This is a genomic window from Roseovarius sp. MBR-79 (assembly GCF_053628555.1).
The window spans coordinates 102,199-116,475 of sequence record NZ_JBRJGP010000007.1 but is presented as its reverse complement, the minus strand read 5'-3'; the positions used below and the strand labels follow the sequence as shown (position 1 = coordinate 116,475).

Below are 14,277 nucleotides of genomic sequence, written 5' to 3'. Positions count from 1 at the left end.
CAAGCCCGAGGATGACGGCGACGAGAGATACTCGGGTCACGCCCGAGGATGACGGCGACATCGGAGACCCTCTGGGCACACCCGGGGATGACGTGTGAACGAGACGGAACCACCCCCATGACCCATATCCTCGCCATCGACCAGGGCACCACGTCGAGCCGCGCGATCCTCTTTGACGCCGCCATGCGACCTGTCACGTCCGCGCAGGAGGAATTTCCGCAGCATTACCCCGATAGCGGCTGGGTCGAGCATGAGGCCGATGACCTCTGGTCCACCACCGCCGCCACCTGTCGCGCGGCCATCGAGAAGGCCGGGATCACCGGCGCGGACGTGGCCGCCATCGGCATCACCAACCAGCGCGAGACCACGGTGGTCTGGGACCGTCACACCGGCCGCGCCATTCATCGCGCGATCGTCTGGCAGGACCGGCGCACGGCCGATTTCTGCAAATCCCTGCGTGACGCGGGCCACGAAGCGATGGTGAACGCCCGCACCGGCCTGTTGCTCGATCCCTATTTCTCGGGCACGAAACTGCGCTGGATCCTCGATCATGTGGACGGCGCGCGCGAACGGGCGCGTGCGGGCGATCTGCTCTTCGGCACGGTGGACAGTTTCCTGATCTGGAAGCTGACCGGCGGCAGGACCCATGCAACCGATGCCACCAACGCCGCGCGCACGCTGCTTTACGACATCCGCAAGGGGCGGTGGAGCGCGACCATCTGTGATCTGCTCGACATTCCCGTGGCGATGCTGCCAGAGGTCCGCGACAGCGCCGCCGAGTATGGCGTGACGCGCGCCGATCTCTTTGGCCGCGAAATCCCCATTCTCGGCGTTGCGGGCGATCAGCAGGCGGCGACCGTGGGGCAGGCGTGTTTTCAGCCCGGCATGCTCAAATCCACCTATGGCACGGGCTGTTTCGCGCTTCTGAATACCGGCACGGTGCCGGTCACCTCGCAGAACCGGCTGCTGACCACCATCGCCTATCAGCTTGACGGCCAGCCCACCTATGCGCTCGAGGGCTCGATCTTTGTCGCGGGGGCGGTGGTGCAGTGGCTGCGCGACGGGCTCAAGATCATCCGCGAGGCGCGCGAGACGCAGCCGCTGGCGGATGCCGCCGACCCGCATCAGGAGGTGGTGCTTGTGCCCGCCTTTACCGGGCTTGGCGCGCCCTATTGGCGGCCCGATTGCCGGGGCGCGATCTTTGGCCTTACGCGGGGCACGGGGCCTGCGGAACTGGCGCGCGCGGCGCTGGAAAGCGTCGGTTTCCAGACCCGCGACCTGCTCGAGGCGATGCGCGCCGACTGGGCGGGGCAGGGGGCCGATGCGGTGCTACGGGTAGACGGCGGCATGAGTGCCAGCGACTGGACGATGCAGTTTCTCGCCGACATTCTCGATGCGCCGGTGGACCGTCCGCAAGTGCTCGAGACCACGGCGCTTGGCGCGGCCTGGCTGGCGGGGATGCGCGCGGGGATCTATCCGGGGCAGGCGGAGTTCGCCAAGGGCTGGGCACTTGAGCGGCAATTCCTGCCCCGGATGCCCGCCGAGACCCGCGCGCGCAAATGCGCGGCCTGGTCGCGCGCGATCACGGCAACGCTATCGGTGTGACTGCGCCCGTTGTGGCGGCTGGCGCTTCGGCTTAGGGTCGGACCCAACCCGAGGAGCCGCCATGCAAGAGCCGATCAGCGTGATCATTCCCGCCCGAAACGAGGCCGCGACCATCACGCAAGTCGTTGCCACCATGCGCGCCATGGCCCATGTCTCCGAGGTGGTGGTGATCGACAATGCCTCGGACGATGGCACGGCAGAGGCAGCGCGCGGCGCGGGTGCTGTCGTGGTGCAGGAGGCACGGCGCGGCATGGGCCATGCGGTGCGGCGCGGCGTGGCGGCGGCGCGGCATGACTGGGTGATGAAGGTCGATGCCGATCTGGGCCGGTTCGACACGGCGCTTTTTGCCCGCATGATCGAGGCGCGCGCGCCCGGCGTGGGGCTGGTCAAGGGGGCGTGGAACGATCCGCAAGACACCATGCCGATGACCCGGCTTCTGGTGGCCCCCGCGCTGCGGCTGATGTTTCCGGGGCTGGGGGGGCTGTGCGCGCCCAATACCGGGATTTATCTCTTTGACCGGTCGCTGATCGCGCACCCGCACCTGACCGGCGATTATGCCGTCGATCTCGACGTGATGTTGCGGGTTCACGCGGCAGGTGCCGAGGTGGCCGAGGTCGATATCGGGCGGATCGAGCACGATGCGCGCGACGTGACGCATTACAATGCCATGGCCGAGGAAATCCTCGCCTTCTTTCTCTCGCGGCAGCCGCTGGCGCTGTTGGAGGAGCTTGTGGTTTTGGCCGGGACCGAGTCCGAGGCGGTCCGCCATGCCGGTGCCCTGATCGCGGCGCGGCTCATCTCGGGCGCGCGGGTGAGCGTCTATCTGGCGACGGGCGGGGATACGCTCGATGCTGTTTTCGCGGGCTTTCCGACCTATCGCCGTGGAACTCTGGCCGAGGCACCGGATCACGCGCCCCATGCCAATGCCGCGCGGCTGCGCGTGATCGTGTCGCCCGGCAACTCGCATTGCGGCGTCGCCACCTCTATGCCGGTCGAGGTCTGGGAAATGCCCGGCGCGGCGGATTTCGAGGCGGATACCGGGGTTGATACCGGCGCAGGGGGCACCCTCAAGCGGGAAGCGCTGGAGCGGTTGGGACTAACCGGCGCGCATCCCCCGCGCGAGGTGTTCCGCGTTTTGTGCTGCGGCAAGACCGGGTGAACCGTGGCCGGGAGATCATTCGGTCAGGCCGGAGGATGACGGGCCCCGCCCCTCACGCGCCCTTGAAATTCACCTCGCCCTCATGTTCGAGCGCGCGCTCGACGGCCTGACGCCTGGTCACGCAATCCTCGCGTATCCGGCGCGAGCGGAGGCGCCCATACTGGCCGATGCCGATGGCCAGAAGGATGATCGCGCCGCCCGGCAGCAGGCCCTGCCCCGGATCCTCGCCCAGAAGCACCATGGCGATGAGGATGCCCGCCACCGGGGAAAACGAGGTGGCCAGCGACACATCGCCAGAGCGCGCGTGCTTGAGCGCCAGCGCCCAGGCGAATTGCCCGCCGAGCACGACGATCAGCGCATAGATCCACACCCATTCCCAGACCAGCGGGTGAAACACGTCCTGGAAATGCTTGGGTCCGAAGAGATAGATGGCGAGGAAGAAATAGAAGATCGTGCCGAGCACCGTGCGATAGATCGCGTAAATCCCGAGCGGAATGCCGCGCAGCCCGGTGCGCGCGACCAGTGTCGAGGCGATATAGGAGAGCGTGGCCAGAAAAGCGCCGATCTCGCCCTTGCCGATCTCGATCCCGCCACCGCCATTCATCCACAGCATCACCACCGCCCCGCTGAGCGCGATGAGACCGGCAACAAAGGCCCATGGCTCGAACTCCTCGCGCAGAAACAGCCAGGTGGCGAGCAGGAAAAGAGGCGGCTCTATCCGGCCCACGAGAACCACATTCGTCACCGTGGTCTTTTCCAGCGCGTAGAAGAAGAGGCCGGGCGTCAGCGCCGAGGACAGAAAGGCCGAGAGCGTCAGGATCATCCAGTGCTTGCGCCTGAGCTTGCGCAGGTTCTCGAGCGTCCAGTCGCGCCAGAACATGAAGCTCATGGGCACGATGGACAGAAGCGAGCCGACGAAGAGCAGATTGCAATAGGTGATGACATTGCGCCCCATGACGCGGTTCTGCATCCCGATCTCGGCCAGTAGCGAGACGATGGAATTGCCGGCGGCAAAGATCACCACCGCAAGCCAGGCAAGCCCCGCGCCCATCATCACGCGCGAAGTGTCGGGCAGGGTCTGGGCGCTGACTTGGGCCATGGCGGCGGATCCTCGCGGCTTGGGAAAATATCGGCGAGTATGCGGCCCACACGCCTTGCGTGCAAATGACGTTGCCGCACGGGTCTTCACATTCCGTAAATCGGCGCGCAACAATGTTTCACGGCGGGGCCGGTTCCGCGGTTCAGCATCACGCGCGCGTGCGCCGCGTGACAGAAAATCCCATCGCTGCTTGTATTTGCCCGGCCTGGCGCGCAGCTTGGCCCGACCCATTCCGTCACGAGGACGCCGCACCATGCCAGACGAGCCGCAAGCCGAAGCCTTTGTCACGATCTTCGACGACACCTATGACCAGCCCGATTGCCGCGCCTATTTCCGCATGATGGAGGCGCTCGGCTATCGCAATCAGCATCATGCGGTGACAGCGTTCAGGGCGGGGCTGGTGGCGCTTGCCCGTGCGCGGGGCCTGAGCACGCCGCGCCTGCTCGATTTCGCGTCGAGCTACGGCATCGTGACGCTGCTGATGCGCCACGACGTCACGCTGGCGCAGGTGCTGGCCCGCTACCGCGCGCCCGCTTTCGACGGCGCTCTGCCCGACGAGGTCATCGCGCGGGATCGGACCTGGCTGGCAGAATTGCCCCGCCATGCGCCGCCCCTGCATGTGACCGGGCTCGACATCATGCCCAATGCGGTGGCTTACGGGCGCGCGGTCGGGCTCTTTGACGAAGGCTATGCCGAGGATCTGGAGGCGGGCGCGCCCTCTCCCGGCCTTGCGGCCGCGCTCGGGCAGGTGGACATGATCGTGGAATGCGGCTCGGTGGCGCAGCTCATGCCGCGCGCGCTCGACCGGGTGCTGGGCGCTTGCGGGCCGCGCAAGCCCTGGGTCATGACCTCTCCCATTCGCGGCAACGAGCGCGCGGCGGCGGCCGAGGTGCTGGCGCGGCACGGGCTGGTGCAGGAGGTGCTCCCCGTCGCGCCCTTTGTCCATCGCCGTTTCGAGGGGCCCGAGGAGCAGGCCCGCGCCATCCTGAACGCCCGCGCGGCGGGGCATGAAACCGACGGCGTCGAGACCACCGGACATTTTCACGCGCAGGTGCTGCTCGCCCGCCCCGAGGGCGAGGGCGGCGATCCGCGCGACTGGGAGATGCCCCTGAGCGTGGCACCGCTGCCGTGAGGCGGGGGGGGGCCGCGGTTCTGCTCTTGCGCGGAGGCGGGGCCATGTCGGAAAGCAAGATGGATATCGAGCGCGCGGTCCGGGCGGGCGTAACGGATGCGCGCGCGTCACCCCGGCCTATCGCAGCAAAACGACGCGCGTGGCCCCGAACGGGATCTTTGGGCCATCCCTCGATGCCGTCCGCGCCCGCCTGGCCGAGGCGCGCCTGCCGGAGCGCATCCTTGAGCCCGCCACCGTGCGCCGGATGCGCGCTGAGGGGCGCTTGCCGCCGCCGGGCCATCGCCGAGCGGGGTGATCGAGTGCTTGCGGGGCGGTGCGGCGTCACGATAGGATGTGCCCGTTCCTTCAGGCTGTTTCGCATGATCCGGGCTTTTACATTCGCGATGTCATACACCGCCCTCCCGGGCGCGCAGGAGCGGCCCCATGCGCGCTAGCAGCCTCGTGATCCTGCTGGCTGCGGGGGGGCTGGGCTATGGCGGCTGGCATCTCGGGCAGACGCTTTTTGCCGCGCGGGCCGCGCCGCCCCCCCCGGTCGAAATCGGTGCCGAGCTTGAGGAGGTGGCGCGCGCCGCCCTGCCCGAGACTGCGCCGGACTGGCCACCGCTCTTTGACGCCTATGTGCCCGATCCACCGCAAGCTGCGGCTCCCAAGCGCACGCCGGTCACATATCGCCTTGTCGGGTTGGTCGCGGGCGGGGCGGATGGCTGGGCGATCCTCGCGGGCAGCGGCGGAGACCGGATCGTGCGGGCGGGCGACCGTCTGGCACCGGGCGAGGAGGTGCTGGCCATCGAGGGGGACGGCGTGCGCCTGTCGCGCGACGGCGAGGTGATCCTCATTGGCTTTGACAAGACCGCGCAGAGCCTTCTGGCGGGGGTGCTCAGCAATGACGACGGCGCGCCGTTGAGTGCGGATGTGCCGTTCAGCCTCTTTGCCGGGCGCGACATGCGCCGGGTGCTGGGACGCGCGGGCAGCGTGCGGATGGTGGCCCCCAATGGCGGCCAGGGAGAGCTGGTGCCCGAAATCCTCTGGGTGCGCGAGGGGCAGGTCTATGACCTCGTCGGGCTGCGTCGCGGCGACAAGATCCTGGAGGTAAACGGCCATGCCGTGCTCGATGCCGAGATGCTGGCGCGCGCGCAGGACATGCTGGCCGAGGCCGAGGAGCTGACAATCCAGATCCTGCGCGCCGGTGAGCGGCGAACGATCACGGTGCGGATCACCGGCCGCGGCTGAGTGACCATGTCACTTGACTTGCGCCAATGGCGGATGACCTGAAACATAACGTGTCAAACCGCGCGATCAGTGAGTTTCCTACAATCTTCCAAATTAAAAAATCACTTTCATAATAGGTATTTTGTGCGGTAACGCCGCCGTGATTGGTCTGAAAAAAGATGATCACATGCGATCACGAAAAAGTTACCGTTGAAAGGTGCGACAATATGTGGTGCATTATTGGCGTAAGGCGGGTTGTTCGAGTGTTCTTTCGCCGATCATGAAGGCCGCCTTGCGGACATAAAAGGAGCGCGAGCTCACAGAAGATTGATCAAAAATCAGTGCGCCCATGGGCGTGCGCGGGCCACACATTACTCACCCTACCGGCCTGTCCCCACCTCTCGAGCGCTTGCTCGATCTGTAAATAACAAGCCCCGGCGCTGGAGCAGGGGGTTGTGGTCTAAATGGGGCTTCGGCCCTTCTCTCTCGCGGCATGTCTGGCGCGGGGCGGGTGGCGGTTTGCCGTTGCTCTTGGTTCATATTTCAAACGCTTTTTCTGCTGGAGGACAAAGCATGAAACGAAGAGATGCATTGAAGCTGGGCTTCGGTGCGGCTGGCGCGACCGTTGCGGCAACGCAAGCTGGCGCGGTCGAGATCGAACAATGGCCGGACAGTGCCGAAGAAGGGCTGCCGCAAACGGGCCTTGTGTTCCCCGACACGTTCCAACCGAGCATCGTGGTGGAGCCGAGCCCCTATGTGGAGCCGTTCACGGCACCGCTCAACATCATGCCCGTGGCTCAACCGATCGATCCGGCGACGTATGATCCGCCGATCGATCCGGAGCGCCACCAGCGCTTTGACGAATTTACCCCGCAAAAGCATTACCAGGAGACGATCAGCGAATTCCGCTGGAAATATCACTGGCAGCCCCCTTACGGCGACGGCACGCCCGGTGTGGTCGGTCGTGGCGGTGATCCCGAGGTAGGGTCGTGGCACTGGGGTTTCAATGGCATCACGCCGGGTGAGACCTATCATGCCCGCTATGGAGAGCCGGTTTTCCTGCGCCGTAACAACATGCTGCCGCCGGTCGGTAGCGGCCAGATCAAGTTTGCCGTGCCCTCGCCGACGATCCACCTGCACAATGCGCATACCGCGTCCGAATCCGACGGGATTCCGCAGGATTTCTTCAACCCCGGCGAATTCTGGGATCACCATTACGCCAACTTCCCGGCAGGCTCTCCGGGTGGCTGGAGCTATGACAATACCGAGATCATGAATACCCTCTGGTATCACGATCACCGGCTCGATTTCACGGCAACCAACGTTTATGCCGGGCTTTCGGGGTTCTACCTGCTGTTCGACGAGCGGGACTCGGGCGACGAGACCGATCCCAACCCGCGCGCCTTCCGTCTGCCCTCGGGCAAATACGATGTGCCGCTGATCATCCATGACGTGATGTTCACGTCCGAGGGTCAGGCACGGTGGGATTTCTTCCTGCCGGACGGCACGCCGCCGACGGTCGCGGCACGGCCCGCACCCGTGGATGTGGGCAACTCTCAGGACACGCCCGACAGCTACGACTCGAACCGGCTGCAATACACCACGCAAGGCATGATCGGCGACCGGATCACCGTGAACCGCATCATCCAGCCCTATCTTGACGTGGACCGGCGCAAGTATCGTTTCCGCGTTCTCAACGGCGGGCCGTCGCGGCTCTATCGCATCTATCTGCGGGTCATTCCCGGCGATGGCAGCGCGCCCTATAACGACACCTTCACCGTGCTGACCAATGACGGCAACCACCTGGAAAAGCCGCTCGTCATGGACGAGGTGCTGATCTACGTGGCCAACCGGTTCGACATCATCGTCGACTTCTCGCGCTACCAGCCGGACGACAAGGTCCGGTTCATGAACCGGATGGGCATTCGTGACGATGGGGCGGGGCCGACCGGCTTCACCCTCTCGGAAGACGAGGCCATGGGGGTGGTCGAGTTCCGGCCGCAACCGGGCGACGTGGTCGATCCTTCGCGTATCCCGTCGACGATGCGCAAGCTGCCGGAAATCCGCATGTCCGAAGTGCGCCGCAAGCGGCTCTTTGTCTTCGACTACGACAACGGGCTCTGGACGGTGAACGGGCGGCTGATGGATCCCAACCGCGTGGATGCCAAGATCGAGCAGGGAAGCGCCGAGATCTGGACCTTCCGCAACGAGGGCAACGCCTGGGCGCATCCCGTGCATACCCATTTCGAAGAGTTCCAGATCCTCGAGGTCAACGGGCGTCCGCCCTCGGCCATCGAGCGGTCGCGCAAGGATGTCGTTTCGCTCGCACCGGGCGACGAGGTGACCTTCTTCGGCCGCTGGCGCGACTTCCTGGGTAAATACGTGATGCATTGCCACAACGTCGTTCATGAAGACCACGCGATGATGATCCGCTGGGACATCGTCGAGCCGGGTCAGGGCGACTGAGCAGGCCTTAGGGATTTCTCTGATTGAGAGAGGACAAGACATGACCAACAGACGTCAATTCATGGCGAGCCTGCCGGTCGCGGCGGCTGCGGGGATGACGGCGGGGTTCTACACCACGCCCGGATCGTCGCAGGAACGCGCGGCAGCAGCCGCCGAAGAGGCCCGTGCGCGCCTTCGGGCGGTCGCGGCCAATATCGGCCCCAACGACACCCCAATCCTGTGCAACCCCGTCGACAGTGGCGGCGTCATCAACCCGGATATGCGCCACGCGTTTCCGAATGTGATGATGGTCAACCAGGACGGTCTCGGCATGGCCTTCTACGAGGGCTTCATCGAGAACAAGGTGGTGATGCTCCACTTCATGAGCCTGCGCGATGAGGGCCATCTGCCGATCACGCGCAATGTGGGCAAGATGGTCGAGGCACTTGGCGACAAGGTGGGCCGCGATGTGTTCGTGTATTCGATCACCCGCGATCCCAAGCACGACACGCCTGCCCGCATGGCGGCCTATGCGCGCGAGTTGAACGCGCCCGAGGGCTGGCATTTTCTCACCGGCACGCCGCAGCATTGCGCCGATCTCGCCTTCCGGATGTATCGCATGAGCCATGCGACGCTGCCGGGCAAGCGCAAGGTCGATGTGGTGTTCTACGGCAATGGCGGCGTGGGTCTTTGGGGCACCATGCCTCATGACATCCGCCCCGACGATGCCGCCGAGCGCGTGACCTGGGTGATGCCGGGGGCATTGCCGGAACCGGGCGCAAAGCCGCGCCGGGCCGGGCCTCGCGTGCTGAATGCCAGCGATCCGCGCAGCCACAACCGCGATGTGTGATTGCGGGCCCCGGATTTTCGGGGCCTGAAAGCCATTTGAAACGGAGACAAACCAAATGTTTCGCAAATCCATGAGATGGACCGCGGTGATGGCTCTGCCCGCCGTGGCCACGATCGGGGGCCTTCCCGCCTGGTCGCAGGACCTCGGACCGGTGCCCGCTCCGGCGCTGAACCCGTCGATGCTCAATGCGGCCTGCATCGACATGTTCAATTCCGGTCAACAGCCCCGGTTGCAACTTGAATCGCGCCGCGACAACGCGGCCCGCGATCCGGTTACGTATGAGTTGCTGAGAAACCCGGACGACACGCCTGTGCGCGCGGCCACGGTGACCGAGATCACGACGGCAAGCGGGGGGCACGTGTTTCCCGAAAATCCGGATTATCCGAACGGGGACAGCTTTTCGCCGAACCCGTCCAACCTGCTCCCGACGGTGTATGAGAACTCGAGGAGCTGCCGGGGCAACGAGATCCCCAACACGCTGCCCTCGACGCCGGACAATCCCTACAACCTGCACGACGATCCGGTGATCCGCACGATCGACAAGACCTCGCCCACGGACGATCTCGACTGGATCCTCGACCAGATCGAGGCCATGTCAGAGCCGCGCCGCATCTGCCGCAGCACGCCGCGGTTCAGTTTCTGCTACGAGATCCCCGCGCGCGTGAACACAGGCCAGCTTCGTCAGCTTGCCCGGCACGCGGTCGATATCATCGAGGGCAACACGCTGCGCGGAGAGCTTCGGGGCCGGGAATATGAGGGCTTTCCGCTGCTGAACTATCTGGGCGGGCTCAAGACCAAATCGGTTGATCCGGTCACCAAGACGGTCGAGATCAACCAGCTCTGGTTCGACACGCATGTCCTGTCGGACACGGCCTATGTCGATCCGACCGTGGTCAACGACGAGGAATGGACGATCAAATACAACGTAAAGATCCTCAACCGTGGCCACGAGGATTTCGCACCGTTCACAATGTTCTATGAAGATCCGTCCGAGCTCAACCTTTCGGATATCGGCGGCCCTGACCTGACCATGGGCGGCACCGTTGTACCGCGCGTCGCCAATGTGGGCATGGACCAGACCTTCTTTCCGATGGAAGAGGGTCAGCAATACACGCTCAACATGAAGATGCCGCCGGCGCGGTTCTGGAACCTCAGCTATCACTGGGGCTGGCGGATCCACCCGCCCAGGGTTCAGGTGACCGAGAACGTCCTTGCACCTCTGGCCGATGGTCGTCCGCGCAACGCCGAGGAAATCCGTGTCTTCGGTGAAAACCCGCGTCAGAACCAGAAGACCAAGCTTAATGCCATCGACCAGATCGGTGACACGGCTCCTGCCAAGCGCATGTGGCGGATGTTCAGCGAGTTGGGTGGCGTGAACGGCCAACGCCCGAGCTTTGGCCTGATCAACGGCTCTTCGGTGCGTGCGCGTGCTGAGTTGATCCGTCAGGCCTTCGAGGACTGGCAGAACCGCAACCGCCTGCCCACCGGCTACGAGATGGACCCCGATTACGATCTGACCGTGGTCTACCTCAACAACCGGATGTATGGCCAGCTCAAGGACCATGACGGCCGGGCCGAGGTGCGCATGAAGGATGAGCAGTGGAGCAAGCGCGGCGATCAGCTCAAGATCAAGCTGCTCAACGGTGATTACTTCCTGCACACCTATGTTCTGGTGGATTTCGGCGGGCTGCGCGGGTGGGAAAATACCTTCCACAACACGCTGCCTGTCGGCGGGGCGGGGCCGCTCTTTACCTTCGGTCGGGTGCACTGGTGGGTGCATACTGCGGGAAGTGGCCCGGTCGCCGTGCCCCCGGCGCAGCGTCCATCGGCAAGTGTCGGGCCGCTCGCGTCCCGTGCCACGGGCAACAGCGCGGTTGTAAATGCCAAGGCCAATGCCGTGCTTGCGAAGGGCAACGCCGGACAAGCCAAAGGCAACGCCCAAGCCAAAGGCGCCGCCTCGCTCTTCCGGGGCCAGGCAGGCAACCCGCAAGGTCCCGGCCCGCACCAGTTCGGTGCCTGGGGCGGGCTGATGATCCCGACGGCGGATTACGTCAATACCGACGGCGTGGGCGAGCATGACGTGATCGTCAACTTCACCTACGAGCCGTCGCGCCGCCTGCGGATCTACCAGTTCGACGCGCTGCACCACGATCAGGCCGTATGGTCGGTCCACTGATCTTTGATCCCGGCACCGGCGGTCCTGCCGCCGGTGCCAACCGCCGACAAATTACTCATCGCCACCATGGAGGTATCCATGACCATTCTGAAACCGATTTCAGCCACAGTCCGCATCGCCGCCCTGGCGCTTGTCGGGACGGGTTTTTTCGCGCCGTTGAGCGCGCAGGCCCATGACGGCCACAATCACGGCGCGCCCAAGACCAGCGCTCATTCTGGCCAGGATCACAGTGGCCATTCCGCGCAGCAGGATCATTCCGGCCATCAGGATCATTCGGCCCATCATGGCCATGCCGCCGCCGACCACCGGATGCCCGGCCATCTTGGCATGGACGAGGGCAATTCCGAGCGTGCGATGCGCCCTGACGGCTTTCAATACAAGCGCGGCAGCCACGCCTATAGCGCCCCCGCCATCACCCTGCGCAACCAGAATGGCCAAAAGGTCGCCTTTGACGAGCTTCTCGCATTCGACGGCCCGGTGCTCTTGAATTTCATCTTCACAAGCTGCTCCACCATCTGCCCGGTGCAGAGCGCCACCTTCGGCCAGACGCAGGAAGACCTTGCCGCCATCGACCCCGATTATCTGATGGTGTCGATCTCGATCGACCCGGAATACGATACCCCCACCAGGCTGCGCGACTATGCGGAGTTGCACGCGGCCAAGGACAACTGGGTGATGCTGACCGGAGGGTTCGACGATATCTTCCAGGTCGTGCGCGCCTTTGACGCCGTCTACAAGGGCGAGAACAAGATGTATCACCGCCCGCTGACCTTCCTGCGCGCCAATGGCGATGCGCCCTGGCTTCGGATCGAGGGGCTTCTCGGATCCGAGGAACTTGCCGGGGAATATGCCCGGCTTGTGCGCCCCGAGGTGAACTGATGCAAGCAGGGTTCATGCGGGTTGCGGCTCTTGCGCTGACGCTTGCACTTGCCCCGCTTGGCGCGGGCGCGGGGCAGGCGGGCGATGCTGCGGCGGGCAAGCGGCTCTACTGGGAGGGGATCGGTGCCGATGGCGCGCCCGTTCGCGGGGTGACCCAGGGCGACGTGGCCGTGTCCGGTGCTCAATTCTCCTGCGTCTCCTGCCACCGTCCAAGCGGGTTCGGCACCTCGGAGGGGGGCAATTACATGCCGCCCATCATCGGCAGCGTGCTGTTCGAGAAGAAGGCGCTCGACCGCAACCGCAATTTCAAGGAGCTTTACCAGGAGGTGCAGCCGCCCGGTTTCTGGGCGCGGGTGCGACAGCCCCGGATGCGGTCCGCCTATGACGAGGCTCTGCTCGCGCGCGCGCTGCGCGAGGGTGTCGATCCGGGCGGGCACGACCTTGACCCGATCATGCCGCGCTACGAGCTTTCGGCGCAGGACGTGGCCAATCTCGTCGCCTTTCTGCGCACGCTCTCGGCCGAGATTTCGCCGGGGGTAGAGGCGCAGGATATCCACCTCGCCACCGTCATCGGCCCCGATGCCGACCCGGACGAGGCCGCGGCGATGCTGCGCACGATGGAGGCCTATGTCGACTGGATGAACAAGGATACGGCGGTCGACACGCAAAACCCGACCTTTTCACCCAATTACCGGTCGAACTTCATCCCGGCCTATCGCTACTGGAAACTGCATGTCTGGCGTCTGAGCGGTCCGCCCGAAACATGGCGCGCACAGCTTGACGCGCTCTATGCCGAGCGGTCCGTGTTCGCGACGGTGAGCGGTCTGGTCGAGGGGCCGTGGGACGAGATCGGGGCGTTTTGCGATGACATGCGGATGCCGTGCCTCTTTCCCAACACCGAATTGCCGACACCGGGTGAAGGGCGCTACGGCTATTCGGTGTTCTTCAACCGTGGTGTCGCGCTGGAGGCCGAGGCGCTCGCCATCCATCTCAGCGATGAGGAGCAACCGCCCGCCCGCGTGGTCCAGCTTCATGCCGACGCGCCGAAAGGCACTCGCCCCGCCGAGGCGTTTTCCGCGACGATGGCGCGGATGCTGCCCGATGTGCCGGTCGAGACGCGCGGCTTTGCGGATGCCGCAGGCCTGAGGGCTGCGCTCGCGGGGCTTGGCGCGGATGATACGCTGGTGATCTGGCCCGAGACTGCGGCCGAGGCCGTGGCAGTGCTCGCCGATACCCGGCCACCCGCACGGCTGTTCCTGCCCTCGGCAGTGCAGATGGAGGCCGCGTCGGGCCTGCCCGAGACGATGATCCCGCGCACCCGCGTGGTCTGGCCTTACGAGCAGCCCGGTGCCTATCACCCGCGCAAGTTCCGCGTGCGCGCCTGGATGAATTCGCGCCGTCTGCCGATCACCCATTCGCATACGCAGATGCAGACCTATTACGCGATGACGATGCTGGAGTTTGGCCTCATGCATGTCATCACCGATTTCTACCGCGATTACGTGATGGAAATCGTCGAGCACCTCGCCGAAAGCGAGTTGAATGTCGGCACCCATCCCGAGCTTGGTCTCGGGCCGGGACAGAGGATCGCCTCCAAGGGCGCCTTCATCGCCGAACTGGCCCCCGAGACGCGGCTGGGCTACCGCGTGGTCAGTGACTGGATCGTTCCCTGAGGTTTTGAGTAATGGGCCACAGGGGACGTAGCGGGCGGTGGGGCAACCTG

General features: G+C 65.0%; 10 protein-coding genes. 9 read left to right on the top strand and 1 reads right to left on the bottom strand.

Annotated elements, in window-relative coordinates:
• Positions 1–117: 117 nt before the first annotated feature.
• Together glpK and ACSSV8_RS09135 are read left to right on the top strand one after the other, a co-directional pair.
• A complete protein-coding gene (glpK, locus tag ACSSV8_RS09140; RefSeq protein ID WP_454282228.1) occupies positions 118–1,605 on the top strand; it encodes a glycerol kinase GlpK in 1,488 nt (495 codons plus the stop codon).
• A 61-nt stretch (positions 1,606–1,666) separates the two neighbouring features.
• Positions 1,667–2,764, top strand: coding sequence for a glycosyltransferase (locus tag ACSSV8_RS09135; RefSeq protein WP_354537930.1), 1,098 nt, complete (start codon positions 1,667–1,669; stop codon positions 2,762–2,764).
• Positions 2,765–2,816: 52 nt separating this feature from the next.
• Here the strand turns inward: ACSSV8_RS09135 and ACSSV8_RS09130 are convergent, their stop codons facing one another.
• Complete coding sequence (locus tag ACSSV8_RS09130; protein ID WP_454282227.1) at positions 2,817–3,863, bottom strand: DMT family transporter; 1,047 nt, start codon at positions 3,861–3,863, stop codon at positions 2,817–2,819.
• A 253-nt stretch (positions 3,864–4,116) separates the two neighbouring features.
• Between ACSSV8_RS09130 and ACSSV8_RS09125 the strand changes: the two genes are divergently transcribed.
• The 7 genes from ACSSV8_RS09125 (at position 4,117) to ACSSV8_RS09095 (ending at position 14,227) form a co-directional block, all read left to right on the top strand.
• On the top strand, positions 4,117–4,995 hold the full coding sequence (locus ACSSV8_RS09125; RefSeq protein ID WP_354537928.1) for a hypothetical protein: 879 nt from the start codon (positions 4,117–4,119) through the stop codon (positions 4,993–4,995).
• A 423-nt stretch (positions 4,996–5,418) separates the two neighbouring features.
• Positions 5,419–6,225, top strand: coding sequence for a PDZ domain-containing protein (locus ACSSV8_RS09120; RefSeq protein ID WP_454282226.1), 807 nt, complete (start codon positions 5,419–5,421; stop codon positions 6,223–6,225).
• A 552-nt stretch (positions 6,226–6,777) separates the two neighbouring features.
• Positions 6,778–8,670, top strand: a complete 1,893-nt coding sequence (locus ACSSV8_RS09115) for a multicopper oxidase family protein (protein ID WP_454282225.1) — start codon at positions 6,778–6,780, stop codon at positions 8,668–8,670.
• Positions 8,671–8,710: 40 nt separating this feature from the next.
• On the top strand, positions 8,711–9,499 hold the full coding sequence (locus ACSSV8_RS09110; protein ID WP_354537925.1) for an SCO family protein: 789 nt from the start codon (positions 8,711–8,713) through the stop codon (positions 9,497–9,499).
• Between the two features lie 88 nt (positions 9,500–9,587).
• Entirely contained in the window at positions 9,588–11,675 is a 2,088-nt protein-coding gene (locus tag ACSSV8_RS09105) for a hypothetical protein (protein ID WP_454282224.1), read from the top strand.
• A gap of 78 nt (positions 11,676–11,753) precedes the next feature.
• The gene (locus ACSSV8_RS09100) at positions 11,754–12,554 is read left to right on the top strand and encodes an SCO family protein (protein ID WP_454282223.1); all 801 of its coding nucleotides are present in this window, start codon (positions 11,754–11,756) and stop codon (positions 12,552–12,554) included.
• 14 nt (positions 12,555–12,568) lie between these two features.
• A complete protein-coding gene (locus ACSSV8_RS09095) occupies positions 12,569–14,227 on the top strand; it encodes a c-type cytochrome (RefSeq protein ID WP_454282222.1) in 1,659 nt (552 codons plus the stop codon).
• Positions 14,228–14,277 lie beyond the last annotated feature (50 nt).

Coding starts and splice junctions, on each gene's coding strand:
- glpK (WP_454282228.1), top strand. CDS start 118: ATGACCCATATCCTCGCCATCGACCAGGGCACCACGTCGAGCCGCGCG.
- ACSSV8_RS09135 (WP_354537930.1), top strand. CDS start 1,667: ATGCAAGAGCCGATCAGCGTGATCATTCCCGCCCGAAACGAGGCCGCG.
- ACSSV8_RS09130 (WP_454282227.1), bottom strand. CDS start 3,863: ATGGCCCAAGTCAGCGCCCAGACCCTGCCCGACACTTCGCGCGTGATG.
- ACSSV8_RS09125 (WP_354537928.1), top strand. CDS start 4,117: ATGCCAGACGAGCCGCAAGCCGAAGCCTTTGTCACGATCTTCGACGAC.
- ACSSV8_RS09120 (WP_454282226.1), top strand. CDS start 5,419: ATGCGCGCTAGCAGCCTCGTGATCCTGCTGGCTGCGGGGGGGCTGGGC.
- ACSSV8_RS09115 (WP_454282225.1), top strand. CDS start 6,778: ATGAAACGAAGAGATGCATTGAAGCTGGGCTTCGGTGCGGCTGGCGCG.
- ACSSV8_RS09110 (WP_354537925.1), top strand. CDS start 8,711: ATGACCAACAGACGTCAATTCATGGCGAGCCTGCCGGTCGCGGCGGCT.
- ACSSV8_RS09105 (WP_454282224.1), top strand. CDS start 9,588: ATGGCTCTGCCCGCCGTGGCCACGATCGGGGGCCTTCCCGCCTGGTCG.
- ACSSV8_RS09100 (WP_454282223.1), top strand. CDS start 11,754: ATGACCATTCTGAAACCGATTTCAGCCACAGTCCGCATCGCCGCCCTG.
- ACSSV8_RS09095 (WP_454282222.1), top strand. CDS start 12,569: ATGCGGGTTGCGGCTCTTGCGCTGACGCTTGCACTTGCCCCGCTTGGC.